This is a genomic window from Bradyrhizobium sp. USDA 3311 (assembly GCF_054062495.1).
Genome location: NZ_JBSSFI010000001.1, coordinates 6,934,521 through 6,958,914, shown reverse-complemented (window position 1 = coordinate 6,958,914; position 24,394 = coordinate 6,934,521). Strand labels below are relative to the sequence as shown.

The window sequence follows — 24,394 nt, the reverse complement described above, 5'->3', positions numbered from 1 at the left end:
AGAGCAATGAGTGGGCTGATCGACATCAAGGTTCCCGATATCGGCGACTTCAAGGACGTCCCGGTGATCGAGGTCTTCGTCAAGCCGGGCGACAAGGTAAAGGCCGAGGACCCGCTGGTCGCGCTCGAGTCCGACAAGGCGACCATGGAAGTGCCGTCACCGCGCGATGGCGTGGTGAAGTCCGTGGTCGTCAAGGTTGGCGACAAGGTAAGCGAAGGTGCGGTGATCGTGCAATTCGAGGGCGCGGGCGCCGAGCAGGCCGAAACGCGCCCGGTCGTCAGTGCGCCGCCGTCGCCGGTCAGCGCGCCGGCCGGTGTGGCCGAGGTACGCGTCCCCGACATTGGTGACTTCAAGGACGTGCCGGTCATCGAAATCTTCGTGAAGCCCGGCGATAGCGTCAAGGCGGAGGATCCGCTGATTGCGCTCGAATCGGACAAGGCAACGATGGAAGTGCCGGCTCCGCTCTCGGGTACGGTGCGCGAGATCAAGGTGAAGACGGGTGACAAGGTCAGCGAGGGCGCGATTATCCTCGTGCTCGCGACCGGTGACGCATCCGCTGCGGCGAACGCTGCCGCGCCCGCACTGGCACCCGCATCACAGGCGACAGCCGCGGCATTGGCGGTGCAAGCCGCCGGGGTCGACGAACAAGCCTTCGCGCTGGCCTATGCCGGTCCGGCGGTGCGCAAGTTGGCGCGCGAGATGGGCGTCGATCTCGGCAAGATCAAGGGCTCGGGCAATCACGGCCGGATTGTGCGTGAGGACGTCGAGGCCTCTGCCAAGGGTGGTGCGCCCGCCGCCAAGCCGCAGGCTGCGGCGGCGAGCGGAGGCGGTGTCGGCAGCATCGATCTTCTGCCCTGGCCCAAGATCGATTTCGCGAAGTTCGGGCCGGTCGAGCGCAAGGAGCTCGGCCGCATCAAGAAGATCTCGGCAGCCAATCTGCATCGCAACTGGGTCGTCATTCCGCACGTCACAACTCATGACGAGGCCGACATCACCGAACTCGAGCAGTTCCGGGTCAAGATGAACAAGGAGCTGGAGAAGAGCGGCGTCAAGCTCTCGCTGCTGCCGTTCATGGTGAAAGCGGCCGTTGCGGCGTTGAAAAAGTTTCCGGAGTTCAACGCCAGCCTCGACGGCGACACCCTGGTCTACAAGAATTACTGGCACATCGGCTTTGCAGCGGACACGCCGAACGGACTGATGGTGCCTGTCATCCGCGATGCCGACAAGAAGTCGTTGCCGGAGATCGCCAACGAGATGAACGCGCTCGCCAAGCTTGCGCGCGAGGGCAAGATCAAGCCGGACCAGATGCAAGGGGGCACTTTCTCGATCTCGTCGCTCGGCGGCATCGGCGGCATCTACTTCACGCCGATCATCAACGCGCCGGAAGTCGCGATCATGGGCGTATGCAAGGGATACTGGAAGCAGCATTCGCCTGACGGCAAGACTTGGGCCTCGCGCCTTACCTTGCCGTTGTCGCTGTCCTGGGATCACCGGGTCATCGACGGCGCGGCCGCCGCCCGCTTCAACGTCTACTTCGCCAGCGTGCTCGCCGATTTGCGGCGGGTGCTGTTCTGAGTTCGGGGGAGAGCAGCATGGCTCAGCAGATCGAAGTGAAGGTTCCTGACATCGGCGACTTCAAGGACGTTGCGGTGATCGAGGTCATGGTGAAGCCCGGCGAGACCGTGGCGGTCGACACCAGCCTCATCATGGTCGAGTCCGACAAGGCGTCGATGGAGATCCCGTCCTCGCATGCCGGAATCGTCAAGGAGGTCAAAGTCAGGGTTGGCGACAAGGTCAGTGAAGGCTCGATCATCCTCGTGCTGGAGACTGCGGGGGCCGCGGCCGCTCCGCCGCCTGCGCCGGCGTCAAAGCCTGCCGCTACGTCGTCCGCAGCTGCGCCTGTCCCGGCATCTCATTCCGGCAAGGCGGATATCGAATGCGAGATGCTGGTGCTCGGCGCCGGGCCCGGCGGCTATTCGGCCGCTTTCCGCGCCGCCGATCTCGGCATGAAGACCGTGCTGGTTGAGCGTTACGACACGCTCGGCGGCGTCTGTCTCAATGTCGGCTGCATTCCAAGCAAGGCGTTGCTGCATACGGCGTCCGTCGTCGATGAGGTCAAGCATCTCCCGGACCACGGAATCTCGTTCGGTGCGCCGCAGATCGACCTCGACAAGCTGCGCGGGTTCAAGGACGGCGTGATCAAGAAGCTGACCGGTGGTCTCGCCGGGATGGCCAAGGCCCGCAAGGTCGAGGTGGTGACCGGCGTCGGTGCCTTTCTCGATCCGCATCATCTTGAAGTGGTCACTGCGGGCGGCAAGAAGACGATCAAGTTCGCCAAGGCGATCATCGCTGCTGGCAGCCAGGCGGTGAAGCTGCCGTTCCTGCCCGAGGATCCGCGCATCGTCGACTCGACGGGCGCATTGCTGCTGAAGTCGATCCCGAAGCGCATGCTGGTGATCGGCGGCGGCATCATCGGGCTCGAGATGGCGACGGTCTATTCGGCGCTTGGCGCGCGCATCGACGTGGTCGAAATGCTCGACGGCCTGATGCAGGGCGCCGACCGTGACCTGGTCAAGGTCTGGGAGAAGATGAACGCGAAGCGTTTCGACAAGGCGATGCTGAAGACCAAAACCGTCGGCGCGAAGGCGACCGAGGCCGGAATCGAGGTCAGCTTCGAGGGCGAGCAGGCGCCGTCCGGGCCGCAGGTCTATGACCTCGTTCTGGTAGCCGTCGGCCGAAGCCCGAACGGCAAGAAGATCGGCGCCGAGAAGGCTGGTGTCGCGGTGACCGATCGCGGCTTCATCGACGTCGACAAGCAAATGCGCACCAACGTGGCGCACATCTTTGCGATAGGCGACATCGTGGGCCAGCCGATGCTGGCGCACAAGGCCGTGCATGAAGGCCATGTGGCTGCCGAAGTCGCCCATGGCGAAAGATCCTATTTCGACGCGCGACAGATCCCGTCGGTCGCCTATACCGATCCCGAAGTCGCCTGGGCCGGCAAGACCGAGGACGAGTGCAAGGCCGAGGGCATTAAGTTTGGCAAATCGGTCTTCCCCTGGGCGGCGTCCGGCCGCGCCATCGCCAATGGCCGCGACGAGGGTTTCACAAAGCTGTTGTTCGACACGGCGACGCATCGCGTCATCGGCGGCGGGATCGTCGGCACGCATGCGGGCGATCTGATCAGCGAGGTCTGCCTTGCGATCGAAATGGGGTGTGAGCCGGCCGATATCGGCAAGACCATTCATCCGCATCCGACGCTCGGCGAGTCCATCGGAATGGCAGCGGAGGTCTTTGAGGGCCACTGCACCGATCTGCCGCCGCAGAAGAAGAAATAGCGCGGGCTGCTAACGCAGGACACAGCGAGATCACGGAGGAGACACATGTCTGTAGCGACCACCGCGGCGTCCGGAGCGATAGCTGCGACGCATAAGAAGCCGTTCTACCGAGTTCTCTATGTTCAGGTTCTCGCGGCGATCGTGCTCGGCGTCATCGTCGGCTGGCTTTGGCCGGATATCGGCAAGAACGACTGGATCAAGGCGATGGGCGACGGGTTCGTCAAGCTCATCAAGATGGCCATTGCGCCGATCATCTTCTGTACGGTCGTCTCCGGCATTGCGCACATTTCCGAAGTGAAGAAGGTCGGCCGCGTCGCGGTCAAGGCGCTCGTCTACTTCGAGGTCGTTTCGACCTTTGCCCTGGCGTTGGGCTTGGTCGTCGCCAACGTGCTGCGTCCGGGAGCGGGTTTCCAGGGGCAGTCGAATGCTGCGGCCGTCGCCGGTTATGCGAAACAGGCGAGCGAGATGAAGTCGGTGGACTTCGTCCTCCACATCATCCCGGACACGGTGGTCGGGGCCTTCGCGCAAGGTGAGATCCTGCAGGTCCTGCTGTTCGCCATCCTGTTCGGCTTTGCGCTGATGGGGCTCGGCGAGCGGGCTCATACCGTCCGCTCGTTCGTGGACGATGTCGCCCACGCGATGTTCGGCGTCATCTCGATCGTGGTCAAGGTCGCGCCCATCGGTGCCTTTGGTGCGATGGCCTATACGATCGGTCGCTATGGCCCCCAGGCGCTCGGCAATCTCGCCGGCCTGATCGCGACTTTCTATCTCACTGCGTTTCTGTTCGTGGTCGTTGGTCTCGGGATCATCGCCCGTATCGCCGGCTTCTCGATCTTCAAGTTCCTTAAATACATCAAGGATGAGCTGCTGATCGTGCTCGGCACGTCGTCCTCGGAGAGCGCTCTTCCGCAGATGATGGAGAAGCTGGAGATTCTCGGTTGTTCGAAGTCCGTCGTCGGACTGGTCGTGCCGACCGGCTACTCGTTCAATCTTGACGGAACCAACATCTACATGACGCTGGCGACGCTTTTCATCGCCCAAGCGATGAACGTCGATCTCTCGTTCGGTGAGCAGATGACGATCCTCGTCGTTGCGATGCTGACGTCGAAGGGCGCTTCCGGCATCACGGGCGCGGGCTTCATCACGCTTGCCGGTACGCTCGCCGCGGTCAGGCCCGAGTTGCTTCCCGGCATGGCGATCGTGCTCGGCATCGACAAGTTCATGAGCGAGTGCCGGGCCCTGACGAACCTGTGCGGCAATGGCGTTGCCTGCGTCGTCGTCGCCTGGTGGGAGGGTGAGCTCGACCGCGAGAAGCTGCGCGTCGCACTCGATCGCAACGTCGATCCGACCGACCTCGAGGTCGCCGTAACGACGGGCTAAGGGCACGATGGTGCCAACCGATCACCGCCCGGACATCACGGGCTATCAAGGGAGTTGGTCATGACGGATGTGGTAATTGTCTCCGCGGCGCGGACGCCAGTCGGTTCCTTCAACGGGGCGTTCGGCGCGCTGTCCGCACACGAGCTCGGAGCTGTCGCAATCAAAGGCGCCCTGGATCGCGCGAAGGTCTCGCCCGAGGATGTCGACGAAGTCATCCTGGGGCAGGTGCTATCCGGTGGTGAGGGGCAGAACCCCGCGCGGCAGGCCGCGATGGCGGCCGGCATTCCGCAGGAGAAAACGGCATGGGGCATGAACCAGCTCTGCGGCTCGGGCCTGCGGTCGGTCGCGCTTGGGCTGCAGCAGATCGCCAATGGTGATGCCAGGATCATCGTCGCCGGCGGCATGGAGTCCATGTCGATGGCGCCGCATCTGTCGCATCTGCGGAACGGCACCAAGATGGGCGACGTCAAGTTCGTCGACTCCATGCTGAAGGACGGCCTTATGGACGCCTTCCACGGCTATCACATGGGCGTCACGGCAGAGAACATCGCGGCCAGATGGCAGATCACCCGCGAGGAGCAGGATGCGTTCGCGACCAGCTCGCAGAACAAGGCCGAGGATGCGCAGAAGGGCGGCCGGTTCAAGGATGAGATCGTTCCGGTCACCGTCAAGACCAGGAAGGGCGACGTCGTCGTCGACCAGGATGAATATATCCGCCCCGGCACGACGCAGGAGTCGCTGGCCAAGCTGAAGCCCGCTTTCAACAAGGAAGGTTCGGTGACGGCGGGCAACGCTTCGGGCCTCAACGACGGCGCGGCCGCTCTGGTGTTGATGAGCGCGGACGAAGCCAGCAAGCGCGGCCTGGCGCCTCTTGCCAGGATCGTCTCGTGGGCCACGGCCGGCGTCGATCCGGCGGTGATGGGTTCGGGGCCGATTCCGGCCTCGCGCAAGGCGCTGGAAAAGGCTGGCTGGAGGGTCAAAGATCTCGACCTCGTCGAGGCCAACGAAGCCTTTGCGGCCCAGGCCATCGCCGTCAACAAGGACATGGGCTGGGATCCGTCGATCGTGAACGTGAACGGCGGCGCCATCGCCATCGGCCATCCGATCGGTGCATCCGGCGCCCGCGTGCTGACGACGCTGCTGTTCGAGATGCAGAAGCGGGGTGCGAAGAAGGGGCTTGCCACGTTGTGCATCGGCGGCGGCATGGGTGTCGCCCTAACGGTCGAACGCTAGAAGAGCAAAGCCGGTTTTTAGAACCGGAGAGAATCGCGGACGGCACCACGCCGTCCGCGAACGACAACGGCTGGCCGAGCGCCGGCAAATAGAGATTGAACCGACCAGGATCAGGAGGAGATCATGTCCAGAGTTGCGGTGGTGACCGGCGGAACGCGCGGTATCGGCGAGGCGATTTCGATCGCGCTCAAGGCGGCCGGCTACAAGGTAGCGGCGAGCTATGCCGGTAACGACGAGGCGGCTGCGAAGTTCAAGAGCCAGACCGGCATCAACGTCTACAAATGGGACGTCTCGAACTACGACGCCTGTGCCGCGGGTCTCAAACAGGTCGAGGCCGACCTTGGTCCGGTGGACGTGCTGGTCAACAATGCCGGCATCACCAAGGACGGCATGTTCCACAAGATGACGCCGGAGCAATGGTACGCGGTCATCAACACCAATTTGAACTCGCTGTTCAACATGACGCGGCCAGTGTGGGAAGGCATGCGCGAGCGCAAGTTCGGCCGGGTGATTTGCATCTCCTCGATCAATGGTCAGAAGGGCCAGATGGGCCAGGTCAATTATTCCGCCGCCAAGGCAGGTGATATCGGCTTCGTGAAGGCGCTGGCTCAGGAAGGGGCTCGCGCCGGCATCACCGTCAACACGATCTGCCCCGGCTATATCGCGACCGAGATGGTCAAGGCGATCAATCCGGAGATCGTGGCCAAGAACATCCTGCCCCAGATTCCGGTCGGTCGCCTCGGCGAACCACACGAGATCGCGCGCACGGTCGTGTTCCTCGCCTCCGACGATGCCGGCTTCATCACGGGATCGACGATCTCGGCGAATGGCGGCCAGCACATGATCTGAGGCCGCTTGAGAGCAGAGGGAGGCCGCGTATCGGCTTCCCGAACGAGGGAATCAAGTCGAGGGATACGATGGACCAGGATCTGAAGGAAGCCGCACTCGAATACCATCGCCTGCCGACGCCGGGAAAGATCTCGGTGGTGCCGACCAAGGCGATGGCCACCCAGCGCGATCTGGCGCTGGCCTACTCGCCCGGCGTGGCGGAGCCCTGCCTGGTCATTGCGGAGGATCCGTTGCAAGCAGATGTGCTGACGGCGCGCAGTAACCTCGTCGCCGTCGTCACCAATGGAACCGCCGTGCTCGGCCTTGGCAATATCGGCGCATTGGCTGGCAAGCCGGTCATGGAAGGCAAGGCGTGCCTGTTCAAGAAATTCGCGGGGATCGATGTCTTCGACATCGAACTCGCCGAGGAGAATCCTGATGCGCTGGTCGAGACGATCGCCAGGATGGAGCCAACCTTTGGCGGTATCAACCTGGAGGACATCAAGGCGCCGGAATGCTTCTACATCGAGAAGAAGCTCCGCGAGCGGATGAAGATCCCGGTCTTTCACGACGACCAGCACGGCACTGCGATCATCGCCGCGGCGGCGATCCTCAATGGACTGAAGCTGGTCAAGAAGGACATCGCCGACGTCAAGCTGGTGTGCTCCGGCGCGGGCGCTGCGGCGCTAGCCTGCCTCGATCTGATCGTGAGCCTTGGACTGCGCCGCGAGCGGATCATCGTGACCGATGCCAAGGGCGTCGTGTATGCCGGCCGCGCCGAAAGCATGGACGATAACAAGGCGCGCTATGCTGTGAAGACGGAGGCGCGCAAGTTAGATGACATCATTCAGGATGCGGACATCTTCCTTGGCCTGTCGGCCGGCAAGGTGCTGACCCCTGAGATGGTCAAGAAGATGACGCGCGATCCCCTGATCTTCGCGATGGCCAATCCGATTCCGGAGATCATGCCGGAGGACGCGCTGGCGGTCCGCCCCGATGCGATCATCGGCACGGGGCGTTCGGACTACCCTAACCAGATCAACAATGTGCTGTGCTTCCCGTTCATCTTCCGCGGCGCGCTCGATTGCGGCGCGACCACCATCAATGAGGAGATGAAGCTTGCGACGGTGCGCGCGCTGGCGGACCTGGCCATGGCTGAGGTGCCAGAGGTGGTCGCCACAGCCTACAAGGGCGAGGACCTTCGCTTCGGGCGCAACTATCTCATTCCAAAGCCGTTCGATCCACGTCTCATCGAGATGATTGCGCCGGCGGTGGCTAAGGCGGCTGCCGATACGGGTGTTGCCAGGCGTCCGATCGTCGATATGGACGCTTATCGACAGAAGCTGAGCCGCTTCGTCTATCAGTCCGGAAATGCGATGCAGCCGGTCTTTTCGGTGGCGAAGGGGAGCGGAAAATCCCTTGTTCTGGCGGAGGGCGAGGATGAGCGTGTGCTGCGGGCCGCACAGGTCATCGCCGACGAGCGGATCGCAAAGCCGCTGCTGCTTGGCCGGCCGGCGACGATCGAACAGCACATCAAGGCCTTCGGTCTCCGGCTCAGACCCGGACAGGACTGCGAGATCATCGATCCGCACGATGCGCAGGTCTATTCCAAATGCGCCGATGTTTATCATGCGCGCAGGAAGCGCGACGGCGTGTCGGCGGCCCTTGCGCTGTCGGAGACAAGGAGCAACGCGACCGTGCTCGCCTCGATCCTGCTCGAGCGGGGGATCGGCGATGCGATGCTTTGCGGGGTGATCGGGCGAACCGCCGATCACCTGGCCGCGATCAAGAACGTGATCGGGACGAGGGACGATGTGCGGACCCTCGCCGTGATGCAGATGCTCATTCTCCCGCAGCATCAGCTGTTCATCTGCGACACGCACTGCAATCTCAATCCGACTGCCGAGCAGGTTGCTGACATCGCGTTGCTGGCGGCCGCCGAAGTTAAGCGGTTCGGCATCACGCCGCGCGTGGCGCTGCTTTCGCATTCGAGCTTCGGAAGCTCCGCGGTCCCGGAAGCGCACAAGATGCGGGAAGCGCGCACGATCATTCGCGAGCGCTCGCCCGACCTCGCGGTGGAAGGCGAGATGCGTGGAGATGCCGCGCTTTCGCAGTCGGTGCGTGACCACGAGTTTCCGGAGTCCGGCTTCGCAGGGCCTGCGAATGTATTGGTGATGCCCAATCTCGACGCCGCCAATATCTCCTACAATCTGCTGCGGATGGCTGCGGGGCAGGGGCTGACGGTCGGCGGCATTCTGCTTGGCGCGGCAAAGCCGGCGCACATTCTCACGCCGTCCTCCACCGTCCGCCGCATCGTGAACATGGCCGCTGTCGCAGCCGCGGATGCGGTGTCGGAGAGAGACTGATTGGAGATCCGGCTGGGCGGACTGTGAACACGATCGATCGAGGCCAACATGAGTGAGGCGCAATCGGGAAAACCCCGGGTCGTGATCGTCGGCGGCGGGGCGGGCGGTCTGGAACTCGCAACCCGCCTCGGCGACAAATACGGCCGCAAGGGCAAGCTCGAGGTCACGCTGATCGAGCGCAACCGCACCCATGTGTGGAAGCCGAAGCTGCACGAGATCGCCGCCGGAAGCATGGATATCGCGGCCCACGAGGTCGACTATCTCGCGCAGTCCTATTGGCACGGCTTTCGCTACCGGATCGGGGAGATGATCGGAATCGACCGGGAGCGCCGTCAGGTGCTGGTGGCGCCCTATCTCGATGCCGAAGGCCGTGAGGTGACGCCGAAGCGGAGCTTTGACTATGACGTCCTCGTCATCGCTGTCGGCAGCCAGAACAACGATTTTGGCACGCCGGGCGTCGCGGAGCACGCGATCAAGCTGGAATCGCAGGCAGATGCGAAGCGCTTTCACGAGCGAATGGTCAATGCGTGTATCCGCGCCCATGCCCAATCCTCGCCCCTTGGGGAACACCAATTGAAGGTCGCGATCATCGGAGCCGGTGCGACCGGTGTCGAGCTTGCGGCGGAGCTGCACCGGACGACCCGGGAGGTGGTGGCCTTTGGTCTCGATCAGGTCGATGCGCAGAAGGACATCAGGATCACGCTGATCGAAGCCGCGGACCGGGTGCTGTCCGCGCTGCCGGAACGGGTTTCGAAAGAGACAGAAAAGCTGCTCATCAAGCTCGGCGTCGACCTGCTGGTGGGCGCCAAGGTCTCCGAAGTCGGGTCGGGCCATGTGAGCCTGACGGACGGACGGATCATTCCCGCCGAACTGATCGTCTGGGCGGCGGGCGTCAAGGCGCCCGATTTCCTGAAAGATATCGCAGGCCTCGAAACCAACCGCATTAATCAGCTTGTCGTACGGCCGACGTTGCAGGCCACGCGCGACGATAACATCTTTGCGATCGGCGACTGCTCGGCCTGCTCATGGGGCGACCGGGGCAACGTGCCGCCGCGTGCGCAGGCGGCGCATCAGCAGGCGTCCCACCTTTATTCGCAGATCCCGCGGCATCTGCGGGGCGAGGCAATCAAGGACTATCGCTACCGTGACTTCGGATCCCTGGTCTCGCTCGGCGAGTTCAGCACGGTCGGCTCGATGATGGGGGCGCTGGTGGGCGGCAGCCTGGTCTTCGAGGGGCTGTTCGCGCGGATGATGTACCTGTCGCTGTACAAGATGCACGAGCACGCCCTGCATGGTTCGGTGAAGGTAGCGCTCGACACGTTGGCCCGCCTGATCACGCGGCGGACCGAACCGCATGTGAAGCTCCACTGATTGCGGTCGCGGAGAGAATGGATGTCGTGTGGGCCGTTGTGCACATGGCGCGGTGCCTGACCTGGAGAGGATGCTGATGGACGCCGTGTTCCTCGCGCGTATCCAGTTCGCCGCGAACATCACGTTTCATATCCTGTTTCCGTCGATCTCGATCGCACTGGGCTGGGTGCTGCTGTTCTTCCGCCTGAGGCATCTGCGCGCAACCGACCCGCAGCAGAAGCTGGACTGGCTGCGCGCCTATCGGCTGTGGACCAAGGTGTTCGCATTGACATTTGCGCTCGGGGTGGTCAGCGGCGTCACTATGAGCTTCCAGTTCGGCACCAACTGGCCGGGCTACATGGAGCGGGTCGGCAATATTGCAGGCCCGCTGCTGGGCTATGAGGTGTTGACCGCGTTCTTCCTGGAAGCGGGCTTTCTCGGTGTGATGCTGTTCGGCCACCGCCGCGTCGGCGAGATGATTCATCTGGGGGCGACCTTTCTGGTCGCGCTCGGCACGTTGATGAGCGCGTTCTGGATCCTTGCCCTCAATTCATGGATGCAGACGCCGGCCGGATACGAGATCGTCGACGGCCAATTCCATGCGAAGAATTGGCTGGAGATCGTCTTCAATCCATCCTTTCCTTATCGCTTCGTCCATATGGTATTTGCATCGTCGCTGACTTGCGCGTTCCTTTTGATCGGGATCAGTGCTTGGCAGCTTCTGAAGGGCGCTGCGACAACGAGCGTGTCGCGTGTGCTGCGGACGGGGCTTGTGTTCGCAGCGCTGGCGGCACCCGCACAGATCGTGGCCGGCGATTTTCACGGGCTCAACACGCTCGAGCATCAGCCGCAGAAGATCGCGGCCGTTGAAGGCATCTGGGAAACCACGCGTGGCGCGCCGCTACTGCTGTTTGCGATTCCCGACGATGCGACCCGGTCAAACCGTTTCGAACTGCGGGTGCCGAAGCTCGCGAGCCTGATCCTCCGCCACGACCCTGAAGGAGAGCTGAAGGGGCTGAACGAGTTTCCATCGGCCCATCCGCCGGTGCTGCCGCTGTTCTGGTCGTTCCGTATCATGGTGGGGACGGGCATCCTGATGCTGCTGGTCAGTTGGGTCGGCCTCTGGCGGCATTGGCGCGATGGCTGGGATTTTTCCCTTATGCCGCGACCACTGCTCAAACTGTTTGCCGGCATGACCTTTGCCGGGTGGGTTGCAACGATCGCCGGATGGTACGTCACCGAGATCGGACGCCAGCCCTTCATCGTGTCCGGCCTGATTCGAACCAGCGAAGTTGCCTCGCGCGTTCCGTCGGCGAGTATCGCGCTGACCCTGGCAATCTACGTCACGCTCTATGTCGGCCTGCTGGCGGCCTATGTCGGCGTGCTCAAATACATGGCGGAGAAGCCGGACAAGAGCACGGCGTCGGTCATGTCGGAGGAGTTTGCGGAGGACCCGCATCGGTATCAGGGCCGCGGAGAGTTCGCATGATGGTGATGTCCTTCGACGAGATGCTGCCACTGATCTTCATCGGGCTGATGGGGGTGTCGCTGCTCGTCTATGTCGTCAGCGACGGCTACGACCTCGGGGTCGGCATGCTCATGCACCGCGCGACGCCCGAGGAGCGCGATACTATGGTCGCGTCAATCGGCCCGTTCTGGGATGCGAATGAAACCTGGCTCGTTCTCGGCGTCGGCCTTCTATTGGTCGCCTTCCCGAAGGCGCATGGGCTGGTCCTGTCGGAGTTGTACCTGCCGAGCGCGCTCATGCTGGTCGGCTTGATTCTGCGCGGCGCAGCGTTTGATTTCCGGGTCAAGGCGAAGGCGGCCCGGAAGGCGATGTGGGATCGCATGTTCATCGCCGGGTCGATGCTGGCGTCCATCTGCCAGGGCTGGATGCTTGGCCGCTACATCAGCGGGTTCGGCGAAGGCTGGAATTATCCGATCTTCGCTGGCGCAATTGCGGTGGCGCTTCCGATGGCCTATGCGCTGCTCGGCGCGACATGGCTCGTTATGAAGACGCAGGGTGAACTGCAGGAGAAGGCGATCGAGTGGAGCAAGATCGCTTGGGCACCCATGGTCCTGGGCCTGATCCTAATCTCGATGGCAACGCCATGGATCAGCGAGACCGTCCGCGTCAGGTGGTTCACGCTGCCGGCGATCATCGCGGTGGCGGCGATCCCGATCACTTCCGGCGTTGCGCTGCTGGCAGTTCGCCGTCTGCTGGGGGCGCCAGCCGTGCGCGGAGCGCTGTGCTGGCTGCCCTTCGCGCTGCTGGTCCTGGTCTTCTTCCTGAGCTTCCTCGGGCTCAGCTACAGCATCTATCCGTTTGTCGTAATCGACCGGCTCACGGTCTGGCAGGCCGCCAGCAGCTCGGAGTCGCTGAAGGTGATCCTGATCGGGGTCTGCGTGACACTACCGGTCATCATCGCCTACACCGGATTTTCCTATCGCGTATTCCGAGGCAAGATCATAGAGTTGGACTATGCGTGAGCGGTCGTCCGCAGTGGCCGGCGCTCCACAGTTTGTGCTGGTTCAGGAGATGACGGAGCTTCCATCCCTGGTGAGCGTCAAGGGACCTGCCAAAGTCAGTTCGGTGGTGCCCGTTTCCACGCGTTGGCTCGTTCGCGGCGTATTTGCCATCGCGCTGGTCGCCGCGGCGGCGTGGCTGGGATACATGGTCACGTTCCGCCGGGGACTGGACCATCTGCACGCTGCGGCCCAGCAGCGGCTGGCCGTCGAGGCCGCCAGGCTCGACGGCTACTTGTCGAGATTTGAATATCTTCCGTCTCTGCTGGAGACATCGCCCAGCGTGTTCCGGTTGCTCGAGGCGCCCAGCGATCCTGCACTGCAGCAAAACGTCAGCCTGTATCTGAAGTCGATCAACCTGCTTGCGGGAGCCGACAATCTCTATGTCCTTGGCGTCACCGGCGCGACATTGGCCGCGGCTGATTTCGACCAGCCCGGCACGCCCTTCGGCGAAAACCTGTCGTACCGGCCCTATGTCAGCGAAGCGCTCTCGAACGGCCGGGGCGCGTTCTTCGGCGTCGGTATCACGACCGCGCGCGCCGGCTATTATCTGTCCTATGCCCTGAAGGACAGCGGGACGACGAAAGGGATCGCCACCGTCAAGGTCAATCTGGATTCGTTCGAGCGGGCGTGGCGCAACACCGACAACGACATTCTCCTGGTCGACGAGCGCAGGGTGACGATTCTTGCCTCCCGCGACGAGTGGCGCTATCGCCCGATGGCGCCGCTGTCGGTTCAAACACGCGATGACATTGCGCGGTCCAAGCCCTATGGGAATCACGACCTGGCGCCACTCGGATGGCGCTTCGTCGCCCAGTCGGACGGCGGCACCGCACGGATCACTGCGGAGAACGGCACTGCCTATACGGTCAGCGAGCTCCCGATCAATCGAGGTCTGTGGAAGCTCGTTCTGCTCGACGACGAGGTGTCGACGCGGCAGACCGCAGTCGTCATCGGCATCATTTCGGGTCTCGCCGCAATCGTCGCACTGCTGGCGTTCGGCCTTGTCGAGCAACGCCGGAGAGAGATCAAGCAGCGCTTGGCGAGCCGGGCCGCGTTGCAGGCGGCCCACGACACGCTCGAAACGAGGGTGCAGGAGCGCACCGCTGAATTGCGGGCAGCGCAGGATGAGCTCGTTCATGCCGGCAAGCTGGCGGCCCTCGGCCAGATGTCGGCGGGCATCGTGCACGAGCTGAACCAGCCGCTGGCGGCGCTGCAAACCGCCGCCGACAATGCGGTCCTGCTGGTCGACCGCGGATTGATTGACGATGCTCGCGGAAATCTCACGCGCATTGGCGAACTGGTGCGGCGGCTCGGCCGTCTGACCAGCCAATTGCGGGTGTTCGCCTACAAGTCGAGCAGCCCGCTTGGTGCGGTGTCCGTCGAGCATGCGGTGGCTGAATCGCTCAAGATTCTCTCCGGGCGCGTCAGGGAGGGCGGCGTCGCCATCGCGACGGAGGTCGACGCGAAACTCTGCGTGATTGCCGATCAGACGCGGCTCGAGCAGCTGTTGTGCAACATCGTGGCGAACGCGCTCGATGCCGTGGAGAGCGTCGAGCGGAAGTCGATCGTAATCCGGGCGGGCAGGGAAGAGGCGCCGACCGCCCGCTGCCGCATCGCGATCAGCAACAGCGGGCCGGCGATCGCCTCCGACGTCCTGCAGCGCATGTTCGAGCCGTTCGTGACGACCAAGCCCGCAGGCAAGGGGCTCGGCCTTGGCCTGATGCTCTCCAATCACATCGCACGTTCGTTCGGCGGCGAGCTGCATGCGCGAAACCTGACGCCTGATGGTGCTGAATTCGTCGTGACCCTTCCATTGGCAGACATAGCAGAGGCGGCCTCGCATGGGTGATGACCAATCGATCGGCGTGATCTATGTCGAGGACGATGACGACGTCCGGATCGGCGGCGTCCAGGCGCTCGAGCTCGCAGGATTTTCCGTTTCCGGATTTGCCTCGGTTGAGAGCGCCTGCGGCTCTGTTCGGGCAGATATGCCTTTTGTCGTGGTCTGCGATGTGCGCCTGCGCGGGCGTAGCGGTCTCGACTGGCTGTCCGATCTGCGCCGACTGGACCAGAATCTGCCTGTGATCCTGATCACGGGTCATGGCGATATTTCGATGGCCGTGCAGGCAATGCGGACCGGCGCTTATGACTTCATCGAGAAGCCCTGCTCCTCGGAGCAGTTGATCTCGGTGGTGCGCCGGGCGGCGGAGAAGCGGCGGCTGACGCTCGAGGTGCGATCGTTGCGTTCCGCCTTGGCGGACCGCAAGGGAATCGAGACGAGCTTGCTCGGCCGATCACCGCAGATCCAGGAGGTGCGCCGGCTCGTCTCCACCTTGGCGGCGACCAATGTCGACGTCACGATCTATGGTGAGACCGGAACGGGCAAGGACGTCGTCGCGCGCTGCCTGCACAATCACAGCGGTCGCCGCGGCGGCAATTACGTCGCGGTGAATTGCGGCGGTCTACCGGAATCGCTCGTCGAGAGCGAACTGTTTGGCCACGAAGTGGGCGCCTTCACCGGCGCTACCCGTCAGCGAATCGGCAAGATCGAATACGCCAATGGCGGAACACTGTTCCTCGACGAGATCGAGAGCATGCCGCTGAGCGTGCAGGTCAAGCTGCTGAGGTCGCTGCAGGATCGCTCGATCGAGCGGGTCGGCACCAACAAGCCGATTGCGGTGGATTGCCGTGTCGTGGCCGCGAGCAAGGTGAACCTGCTCGAGCTCAGCGAAAAGCGGCTTTTTCGTGCCGATCTCTACTACCGCCTCGGCGTCGCCTTCATCGAGCTGCCGCCGTTGCGCGAGCGGAGGGAGGATATCCCGCTGCTGTTCGAGCACTTTACCCTGGATGCGGCGAGGCGGTTCGAGCGTGACGCGCCGATCCTCGACGAGCAGACCGTGTCGCACCTACTGGCCTATTCGTGGCCGGGCAACGTGCGCGAACTCCGCAACGTCGCCGACCGTTTCGTGCTCGGTGTCCTCGACGGCAAGGCGATCAACAAGTTGGGTTTCGGAACGTCGGACGTGTCGTTGCCGCGGCAGCTGGAGAACATCGAGCGCTCGATCATCGAGGACGCGCTCCGGCGCAAGCAGGGCGACGTCCAGGCAACGGCCGCGCTTCTCAGCATTCCGAAGCAGACGCTGTACGACAAGATCAAACGCCTCTCCGTGAATGTCGATGGCATCAGGGAGGGTGCGGCCGTCCGCTCCGGGTCCTGAGATCGCAGCGGACGGTGGGACGAACCGACCGACCCGCACATGCGGGCCCAGATAGCTAGCAGGCTCTCGGTGCAGCCGAGGGCAAAGGGCGCCGGCAGAAGCCGCCCGTTATCGGAAGGCAACGAACCAATCAGATCTTGAGGAACGCCATGAATCGGCCATTCAACGTGCCTGATGAATTTGTCGAGGGCTTTATGAAGGCGGGGGAAAGTCTGTGGCGATCGCTTGGGTGGGCACCGAACAGCAATCGTGACAGGGCGAACCTCGGCTCAGCCTTGAATTCATCCGGGCGTCTCGCCGAATTGCAGGCCGAGCACATGAAGCGGATATACCAGCTCACCGAGCACGTCATCAAATCGGCCACCGGCGTGCAAGGCGAAGGAGGTATTGAGCCTGCGCGCGGCGATCGCCGGTTCAACGCCACGGAATGGCGGGACGATGCGGCCTATAGTCTGTTGAAGCAATGCTATTTGCTGAACGCGCGCTACTGCGTCGACTTCGTCGAGGCGCTCGATCTCGACGAGAAGGAAAAGCATCGACTGCGCTTCTTCACGCGCCAGCTCGTCGAGGCGATGAGCCCGACCAATTTCCTGGCCACCAATCCGGATGTCATCAAGCTCGCGACGGACAGCGAAGGTCAAAGCCTCAAGGCGGGCCTGGAGAACCTGATGAGCGATCTGGGCAGGGGTAGCCTGACGATCACGGATGAGGAGGCTTTCGAGGTGGGAAAGGATGTCGCCGCATCCAGGGGCGCGGTTGTGTTCGAAAACGAGCTGTTTCAGCTCATTCAATACGCGCCTGCGACGGAGCAGGTGGCCGCCCGGCCTCTGCTGATCGTGCCGCCCTGCATCAACAAGTTCTACATTCTCGACCTCCAGCCGGCCAATTCGTTCGTTCGATTCGCGGTCGAGAACGGCTTCACGGTCTTCGTGGTTTCATGGCGCAACCCGGATGCCTCCTGTGGCCACATTCGATGGGACGACTACGTTGAGGATGGCGCCATACGCGCCATCGACATCGCCCGATCGATTTCGGGTGTAGACAAGATCAACGTCCTGGGTTGGTGTGTCGGCGGAACGATCTTGTCATCCGCACTCGCCATTCTGCGAACGCGCGGCGATGAATCGGTTGCCAGTGTGACGTTGCTGACGACCATGCTCGACTTCCGGGAACCCGGCGATCTTGGCGTATTCGTGGACGAGGAAGGGGTGCGGCAGCGCGAGCAGACGATCGGGAGGGAAGGCATCTACCGCGGCGCCGAGCTCGGCTTCGTCTTTCAGACGCTGCGGTCGAAGGAGCTGATCTGGCCGAACGTGATCAACAACTATCTGAAGGGAAAGTCGCCGGAGCGTTTCGATCTGCTGTTCTGGAACGCGGATGTCACCAACCTTCCCGGACCGATGTATTGCTTCTACATCAGGAACATGTACCTGGAGAACAATCTTCGGGAGCCGAACCGGTTGACAATGTGCGGCACTCCTGTCGATCTGGCCCGGGTCGATCTGCCTGCTTACGTGCTGGCGACCGCCGAAGATCATATCGTGCCGTGGCGATCGGCCTATCGCACCACCGGCCTGTTCAGTGGCAACACCCGCTTTGTGCTCGGCGCCAGTGGGCACATTGCCGGCGTGATCAATCCCGCCTCCAAGAACAAGCGAAGCTATTGGCTGTCGGACCAGCGATGCGACGATCCCGCCGCGTGGCTTGCGAGCGCCGACGAAAGGCCGGGCAGTTGGTGGAACGATTGGATCGCGTGGCTCAAGCCGTGGGCTGAAGACCGGGTGCCCGCCCGGACGCAACTCGGCAGCAACCTCTATCCGCCGGGGGAAGCGGCACCGGGCCGATATGTGAAAGCGAAGGCGAACTGACATCGTTGAACGGTCATGGAACGATTGGAAGGTAGCGGGAGCGTTAGCCGTTCAAAGCGGTCGCTGAGCGAGGCGATCTCATCATCAGAAATGACTATGGGTTGCTCTTTGTACCGTTTGACGATGTCGATAGGTTACTAAAAGCTGCCACAGGAAAGTCCGAGCGGAGCGGAAGCAGATCTCGAACATTGTGGCGGGCGCGCAGGGATTCTTCTCTGCGCGAGCTGGGCTGCGAAGGTCTCGATTGAAGAGGGAAATTCGTGAGCAGAAATTATACTCACACCGCGAAGTGAGTATGACTCAGGCAGCACGCCTTGACCTCCGCCTGACGTGTGCACTGAGAATCCGAAGAAGCGATTTCCGCTTCCAATTCATGCAAATATCGTCCTAGAAGAGCCAGGCTACGGAAGCCCTCGTCAAACGAGAATTCTCAGTCGGTCTAATCACATAAAGGACTGATCGGAGTTGAAATACCTCAATAAGATGAACAGCTTATGGCGCAAATTTGCCGTGGCGCCCATGATGGATTGGACCGACCGGCATTGCCGGGTGTTCCACCGTCATCTCACGCGGCGGGCGCTGCTCTATACGGAGATGCTGACCACCGGCGCCATCATCCATGGCGACCGGGGGCGGCTGCTCGGGTTCGATGCGTGCGAAAACCCGGTGGCGCTTCAGCTTGGCGGCTCGGATCCGAGCGAGCTCGCGCAGGCCGCGCGCATCGGCGAGGCGTTCGGCTATGACGAGATCAATCTCAATGTCGGCTGTCCGTCCGATCGCGTGAAGGATGGCCGCTTTGGTGCCTGTCTCATGGCGGAGCCGGAGCTGGTGGCGAGGTGCGTCGATGCGATGAAGCGCGCAGTTGCCGTGCCGGTCACGGTGAAGTGCCGCATCGGAATCGACCACCAGGATCCGGAGGTGGCGCTCGATACGCTTGCGCGCGCGGTGGTCGCAGCGGGCTGCGATGCGCTGATCGTGCATGCCAGGAAAGCCTGGCTCAACGGCCTGTCACCGAAGGAGAACCGCGATATTCCGCCGCTCGACTACGAGCGCGTCTATCGGCTCAAGCGCGCGATGCCCGATGTGCCCGTCATCATCAATGGCGGCATCCCAGGCATCGACGAGGCGAAGGCGCATCTCGAACACGTCGATGGCGTAATGCTCGGCCGGGCCGCCTATCAGGAGCCATGGCGGCTGCTCTCCGTCGATTCCGATATCTTCGGCGAGGCGGCGCCGCATGCGACCATGCAGGACGCGCTCGAAGCGATGATGCCTTATATCGAGGCGCAGCTCGCGCGCGGTACGCGGCTGCACGCCATCACACGGCATTTCGTCGGTGCATTCCACGCCGTGCCCGGCGCGCGTGCCTTCCGCCGCCATCTTGCCGAGCAGGGGGTAAAGCCGGGCGCCGGTCTCGACGTGCTGCGCGATGCGATCGCGCGCGTCGGTGTGCGTGCGCCGGCGGAGGCGGCCGCCTGACTGCCGCGACGTGAAGAGCCGGATCGCAACATCCGGCTCTTCGTCGATCGGCCTCAACGGAACAGGTCGAAGTGATAATTCACGCCGACGCGGAAGGTGTGGAATTTCGCGGCGTTCCAGTCCGGCAGGTCGTCGTGCTTGAACTCGGTGTAGAGATATTCGGCCTTGGCCGACCATTTCGGCAGGAACGCCCATTCGACGCCGCCACCCGCTGTCCAGCCCATCTTCATCTTGTTGATCGGACCGTCCTTGAATTCGCCGGCGGCAAGGCCGGCGGTCCCGAAGAACAGCAGGCGTGAATCCATCGTCGCGATGCCGGCGCGGGCGCGGCCGGTCATGTACCAGGGCAGGCTGACCGCGGCGCTGTTGAGCGCGTCGTGGTTCTTGATGTCTGCGCCTTCGAAGTCGTTCTCGATGCCGACCACGAACATCGGCGAGAGCTGGTAGTTGTAGCCGATCTGCACGCCGCCGACGGCGCCCTTGACCTTGCCGCCAGTCGCGCCAGCGAGATTGTTGAAGGCGTCGTCGCCGCTCTCGGCATAGCCGGCGTTGAAGCCCGCATAGAGACCCGTCCACGAATACACCGGCTGCGGTGCCGTATAGGCGGAGGCGGGCGCTGCATAGCGCGGCGACAGGTCGGCAGCGCAGGCGCTGCCTGCGGCGAACACAGCCGCAAAGGGCAGGGCGCACATCGTGCGGCGTAACGCGGCTCTTGCAGTCATCATTCACAATCTCCCACTTGGCCGCGTCCCTTCGGGAGCAGCGCCTGTCCAACCCCGATCCGGGACTGCGATTGTTATAAACCGACTAGGCGGTTTGTAAATAGCCCAAATGCCAGACCGCGGCGCTTTCGCGGCGCGCCAACTGAAGTCGTGGTCTGGATGGGTCACAGCCCGCGCGATCGAGCCTGTCGGCTGGCGAGCGGCGGCTCGCGTCGGCGCTCTAGTCGACCGCCATCCGCGCGCGGCGGGGGCTGCCCTGGAGCTCCGGATAGCCGGTGAGCATCAGCTTGTCGGCGCGCACGCCCCAGCTCTCCAGGCGGTCGAGGAAGCTCATGCCGAGCAGATTGGTCTTCATCTGCCCGCGCTGCACGACGAGGGCCGGCACCGATTTCTCGACGAGGTGGCCGACGGCAAGACGGTCGAGCGTGAGCCGGGCCGCCTTGGTGTGGCCGCCCGCGGTTTCGAGATCGACGTCATATTCGAGCATCTCGAGCGGCAGCCCGATCGCCTTTGCGGTTTCCCAGGTCAGCACCACGGAGGTCGCACCGGTGTCGATCACCATCGGTGCGGCGACGCCGTTGATCTTCGCGCGCAGCGCGAATTCACCGCCCTGGCCGCGCTGGATCTGCACGGCGGGTGCCGGTGTGACGGTCTGGGTGCGGAAGATGTGCGAGACCTTGTTGCTCGCGCGCGCGATCTGATCGGGATCGCCATAGGCGACGACGGCACCGGCGGTGCCGGCAAGCATGACGAGAACGAGCAGGAAGCGGATCATTGCGCACCTCCATATGCGCGCCGGCCGGTCAGGCGTGTTTCCGCGATCCCGCGATCGGCGCAAGTCCAGCTTCCGCCATGCGTGCCGGCAGCAGCGCCATGACCGAGAGCCGTTCCGCGCTTTCCATGGCGTGCCAGCGCGCGATCTCCGGCAAGGTGCGGCCGCAGCCGAAGCACAGCTTGGTCTTGGGATCGATCATGCAGACGGCGACGCACGGCGTTTCTTTGCTCATTTCGGCATAGTGAGGGATGGTCGGGCATTTCTGCAAGCATATCGTTAAGAGCCCGTGCCTGCGCTCATGATCGGCTTGTGGCGCGGCCGGCGCTTCTCGTCAGGCGCGAGGGAGCCCTCAGGCTGGAGCGGCGGAGAATCATCTGACAGCGGCGCCAGCGCGCTCATCACGCGCTCCGGCGGGAAGGTGACGATCACCTCGGTGCCGATGCGCAGCTTCGATTTCAGCGTGAACGTGCCGCCATGCAGGTCGATCAGGTTCTTTGCGATCGGCAGGCCCAGCCCTGCGCCCTGTTCGGCCGACTTGATCGAGTTGGAGCCCTGGCCGAAGGAAGCGAGCACGACCGGAATCTCGTCCTCGGGGATGCCGGAGCCGGTATCCCTCACCGAGAGATATTGTCCGCCCGAAGCTGTCCAGCCGGCCTTGAGCCAGATCTCGCCGCCCTGCGGCGTGAACTTGATCGAGTTGGAGAGCAGGTTGAGCACGACCTGGCGGATCGCGCGCTCGTCGGCCCAAAGCCGCGGCATGGCCTGCTCGAATACCTCGTGGATGGTGATGCCGCGGCTGGAAGCGCGCAGCTTCATCAGATGGTGGCAGTCGGCGACGATGCCGACCAGCGACACGGCTTCCTCGTTCAGCTCGTAACGGCCGGCCTCGATCCGCGACAGATCGAGAATCTCGTTGATGAGGTTGAGCAAGTGCACGCCGGAATTGTGGATGTCCGCCGAGTACTCCTTGTAGACCGGCACGGCATGCGCGCCAAAAATCTCGCTCTTCATCACCTCGGAGAAGCCGAGGATCGCGTTCAGCGGCGTGCGCAGCTCGTGGCTCATCTGCGCGAGGAAGCGCGACTTGGCGACATTGGCGGATTCGGCGCGGTGGCGCGCCTCGTCCGAGATCGCCTTGGCCTGCTCCAGTTCGCCGATCAGCGCGTCCTTCTCGGCGCGCGCCTCGAGCGTGGCGAAGGTCGAGGAATGCAGGCGATGCGCAAGCAGCACGAAATAGCCTTCGGCGGCGAGCGCGAGTGCGGCCAGGATGTAATTGTCCAGCGAGCCGGTCACCGCAAAGCTCAGCGCCATGGCGACTGCGACCGGTGCGGTGGCGGCAAGGGCGGCGATCGGCAGATTGGCGGCGAGCATGCTCGATACTGCGATCACCAGCAGCATCAGGAACATCATCAGCGTTTCCGTGACCATGTCGAGCACGGGATGGATCAGGATCGCCATCCAGCACAGGCCGTAGAGCAGGTCGAGCACGACGAAGCGTGTTCGCCACGCGCGCGTCGCGGCGGGCGAGGCGGGCTCGGTCAGGAACCGGCGGCAGCTGCGGATCATCGCGCCGTGGATGCAGAGCATGCCGGCGGTCCAGGCCGCGGCCGGGATCGGCTGCATCCACAGTCCGAACAGCACGCCGGTCGCAACCACCAGCAGCATCACGACATAGGAGGCCGACAGCCGCGTCTGGGCATATTGGCGCAGCATCTCGGCGTCGAACGCCGGCCGGGTTCCACTGGTCGACGTTAACTTATCGCGCGCCTCGCGCACCCGCTGCGCCGCAGCCCTTCGGCTGCTCGCCGATGGAGCGCTTACCGGCTCGGCCGGAAGCTGGACAACCTCAGGCTTTTCAGCGGGGTTACTCATCAAGCAACACGATTCCTGCCCACGCCGGACGCGGGCCTTCTGCATTGTCTATCTCTGGCAAGAAATCCTTAAGAGCTGACTTAAGGAGCTAAAGAATTACGTTAACCGGGCGTTAATCTGGAGCCGGTCCGAACCGCTCAATGCAGCGCCGCGTACTGCGCGATGTACACCACCGCACCGGCCAGATAGCCGGCGAGCGCGGGGCCAGCGATGCGGCGGGCATACCAGAGGAACTCGATCCGCTCGAGCCCCATCGCGGCAACGCCCGCGGCCGAGCCGATGATCAGGATCGAGCCGCCGGTCCCGGCGCAATAGGCGATGAACTCCCAGATGAAGCTGTCCGGCGGATAATGCGCGAGGTCGTACATGCCCATGGTCGCGGCAACCAGCGGCACGTTGTCGATGATGGCGCTGAGCAGGCCGAGCACGACGACGATGACGTCCTGTCGGCCGAGCGTGGCGTCGAGCCATTTGGCCAGCATCGAGAGCAGGCCGGCATGGTCGAGGCAGGCGACCGCGAGCAGGATGCCGACGAAGAACACGATCGAGGTCATGTCGATCCGTCCCAGCGCATGCACCAGCGTGAGGGGCTGGCGCACATGCTCGTCCTTGTGCCGGTGCACGATCTCGCCGACCAGCCAGAGCACGCCGAGCCCGAACAGGATGCCCATGAAGGGCGCCAGATGCGTCACCGCCTTGAACACCGGCACCGCGATCAGGGTGCCGAGCCCGAGATAGAACATCAGGTTGCGCTCGAACCGGTCGACAGCCAGCAGCCCGGTGTCCTTCGACGGCGGCGCGATGGTCTTGCCCTTGAGCGAGAAGCTGATGAAGGCGAGCGGCACGAGCAGATTGAGGAGCGAGGGCAGGAACACCGCGCTCATGATCTTCAGCGGCGAGATCTGCCCGCCGATCCAGAGCATGGTCGTGGTGACGTCGCCGATCACGGTCCAGGCGCCGCCGGCATTGGCGGCAATGACGATGAGGGAGGCGAACAGCAGGCGGTCGTCGCGACGGGCGATCAGCTTCTGGATCAGCGAGATCATGACGATGGTGGTCGTCAGATTGTCCAGGATCGCGCTCAGGAAGAACGTCACGAAGCCGATCAGCCAGATCAGCACCACCTGGCTGGTGGTGCGGATCAGCGAGGTGATGACCTCGAAACCATCATGGGCGTCGATCACCTCGACGATGGTCATGGCGCCGATCAGGAAGAAAACGATCTGCGCGGTGGAGCCGACGGACTCGTCGAGCTGGCGGCCGACCAGCGCGTGGTCGCCCGTCGCGATCGCGTAGACACTCCAGAGCAGGCCCGCACCGAGCAGCGCGGAAGCGCTCTTGTTGACGCGAAGCGGGTGCTCGAGCGCGATCGCCGCATAGGCCAGGACGAAGATGGCGGCGATCGCGATCAGCAAGGTCGTTCAGATGGTCAGGTG

Annotated in this window: 18 protein-coding genes; 13 read left to right on the top strand and 5 right to left on the bottom strand. The window is 63.3% G+C overall.

What is annotated here, in order from left to right:
• Positions 1–6: 6 nt before the first annotated feature.
• The 13 genes from ACVWW6_RS33590 (at position 7) to dusA (ending at position 19,589) form a co-directional block, all read left to right on the top strand.
• Positions 7–1,575, top strand: coding sequence for a dihydrolipoyllysine-residue acetyltransferase (locus ACVWW6_RS33590; RefSeq protein ID WP_011086502.1), 1,569 nt, complete (start codon positions 7–9; stop codon positions 1,573–1,575).
• 17 nt (positions 1,576–1,592) lie between these two features.
• Positions 1,593–3,338 (top strand): dihydrolipoyl dehydrogenase, encoded by a 1,746-nt coding sequence (lpdA, locus tag ACVWW6_RS33585; RefSeq protein WP_456682171.1) that lies wholly within the window; start codon positions 1,593–1,595, stop codon positions 3,336–3,338.
• A 45-nt stretch (positions 3,339–3,383) separates the two neighbouring features.
• Complete coding sequence (locus tag ACVWW6_RS33580; RefSeq protein ID WP_304552424.1) at positions 3,384–4,718, top strand: dicarboxylate/amino acid:cation symporter; 1,335 nt, start codon at positions 3,384–3,386, stop codon at positions 4,716–4,718.
• A gap of 60 nt (positions 4,719–4,778) precedes the next feature.
• A complete protein-coding gene (locus ACVWW6_RS33575; RefSeq protein WP_456682170.1) occupies positions 4,779–5,951 on the top strand; it encodes an acetyl-CoA C-acetyltransferase in 1,173 nt (390 codons plus the stop codon).
• Positions 5,952–6,074: 123 nt separating this feature from the next.
• Positions 6,075–6,800 carry an acetoacetyl-CoA reductase gene (gene phbB, locus ACVWW6_RS33570; protein WP_011086506.1) on the top strand — a complete coding sequence of 242 codons (726 nt, stop codon included), beginning with the start codon at positions 6,075–6,077 and terminating at the stop codon, positions 6,798–6,800.
• A 68-nt stretch (positions 6,801–6,868) separates the two neighbouring features.
• Positions 6,869–9,145 (top strand): NADP-dependent malic enzyme, encoded by a 2,277-nt coding sequence (locus ACVWW6_RS33565; protein WP_161535365.1) that lies wholly within the window; start codon positions 6,869–6,871, stop codon positions 9,143–9,145.
• Positions 9,146–9,193: 48 nt separating this feature from the next.
• Entirely contained in the window at positions 9,194–10,516 is a 1,323-nt protein-coding gene (locus tag ACVWW6_RS33560) for an NAD(P)/FAD-dependent oxidoreductase (protein ID WP_456682169.1), read from the top strand.
• A gap of 76 nt (positions 10,517–10,592) precedes the next feature.
• Positions 10,593–11,984, top strand: a complete 1,392-nt coding sequence (locus tag ACVWW6_RS33555) for a cytochrome ubiquinol oxidase subunit I (protein ID WP_456682168.1) — start codon at positions 10,593–10,595, stop codon at positions 11,982–11,984.
• Positions 11,981–12,985 (top strand): cytochrome d ubiquinol oxidase subunit II, encoded by a 1,005-nt coding sequence (gene cydB / locus ACVWW6_RS33550; protein ID WP_456682167.1) that lies wholly within the window; start codon positions 11,981–11,983, stop codon positions 12,983–12,985. The genes ACVWW6_RS33555 and cydB overlap by 4 nt, the downstream gene beginning before the upstream one ends.
• Before the next feature lie 49 nt (positions 12,986–13,034).
• Positions 13,035–14,873 carry a sensor histidine kinase gene (locus ACVWW6_RS33545; RefSeq protein ID WP_456682166.1) on the top strand — a complete coding sequence of 613 codons (1,839 nt, stop codon included), beginning with the start codon at positions 13,035–13,037 and terminating at the stop codon, positions 14,871–14,873.
• A complete protein-coding gene (locus ACVWW6_RS33540; RefSeq protein ID WP_456682165.1) occupies positions 14,866–16,242 on the top strand; it encodes a sigma-54-dependent transcriptional regulator in 1,377 nt (458 codons plus the stop codon). The genes ACVWW6_RS33545 and ACVWW6_RS33540 overlap by 8 nt, the downstream gene beginning before the upstream one ends.
• Positions 16,243–16,391: 149 nt before the next feature.
• Complete coding sequence (phaC, locus tag ACVWW6_RS33535; RefSeq protein WP_456682164.1) at positions 16,392–18,110, top strand: class I poly(R)-hydroxyalkanoic acid synthase; 1,719 nt, start codon at positions 16,392–16,394, stop codon at positions 18,108–18,110.
• A gap of 483 nt (positions 18,111–18,593) precedes the next feature.
• Positions 18,594–19,589, top strand: coding sequence for a tRNA dihydrouridine(20/20a) synthase DusA (gene dusA, locus ACVWW6_RS33530; protein ID WP_456683212.1), 996 nt, complete (start codon positions 18,594–18,596; stop codon positions 19,587–19,589).
• A 53-nt stretch (positions 19,590–19,642) separates the two neighbouring features.
• Here dusA and ACVWW6_RS33525 read toward each other — a convergent pair whose 3' ends face one another.
• The 5 genes from ACVWW6_RS33525 to nhaD all read right to left on the bottom strand — a co-directional run bounded on the left by ACVWW6_RS33525 (position 19,643) and on the right by nhaD (position 24,373).
• Complete coding sequence (locus tag ACVWW6_RS33525; RefSeq protein ID WP_304553772.1) at positions 19,643–20,311, bottom strand: outer membrane protein; 669 nt, start codon at positions 20,309–20,311, stop codon at positions 19,643–19,645.
• A gap of 220 nt (positions 20,312–20,531) precedes the next feature.
• Positions 20,532–21,086, bottom strand: coding sequence for a TIGR02281 family clan AA aspartic protease (locus tag ACVWW6_RS33520; RefSeq protein ID WP_028170824.1), 555 nt, complete (start codon positions 21,084–21,086; stop codon positions 20,532–20,534).
• Positions 21,087–21,114: 28 nt separating this feature from the next.
• Positions 21,115–21,318 carry a DUF1289 domain-containing protein gene (locus ACVWW6_RS33515; RefSeq protein ID WP_011086518.1) on the bottom strand — a complete coding sequence of 68 codons (204 nt, stop codon included), beginning with the start codon at positions 21,316–21,318 and terminating at the stop codon, positions 21,115–21,117.
• A 44-nt stretch (positions 21,319–21,362) separates the two neighbouring features.
• Positions 21,363–22,958: a sensor histidine kinase gene (locus ACVWW6_RS33510; protein WP_038966223.1), complete on the bottom strand. Its 1,596-nt coding sequence runs from the start codon at positions 22,956–22,958 to the stop codon at positions 21,363–21,365.
• 137 nt (positions 22,959–23,095) lie between these two features.
• Positions 23,096–24,373, bottom strand: coding sequence for a sodium:proton antiporter NhaD (nhaD, locus tag ACVWW6_RS33505; RefSeq protein ID WP_304552532.1), 1,278 nt, complete (start codon positions 24,371–24,373; stop codon positions 23,096–23,098).
• Positions 24,374–24,394 lie beyond the last annotated feature (21 nt).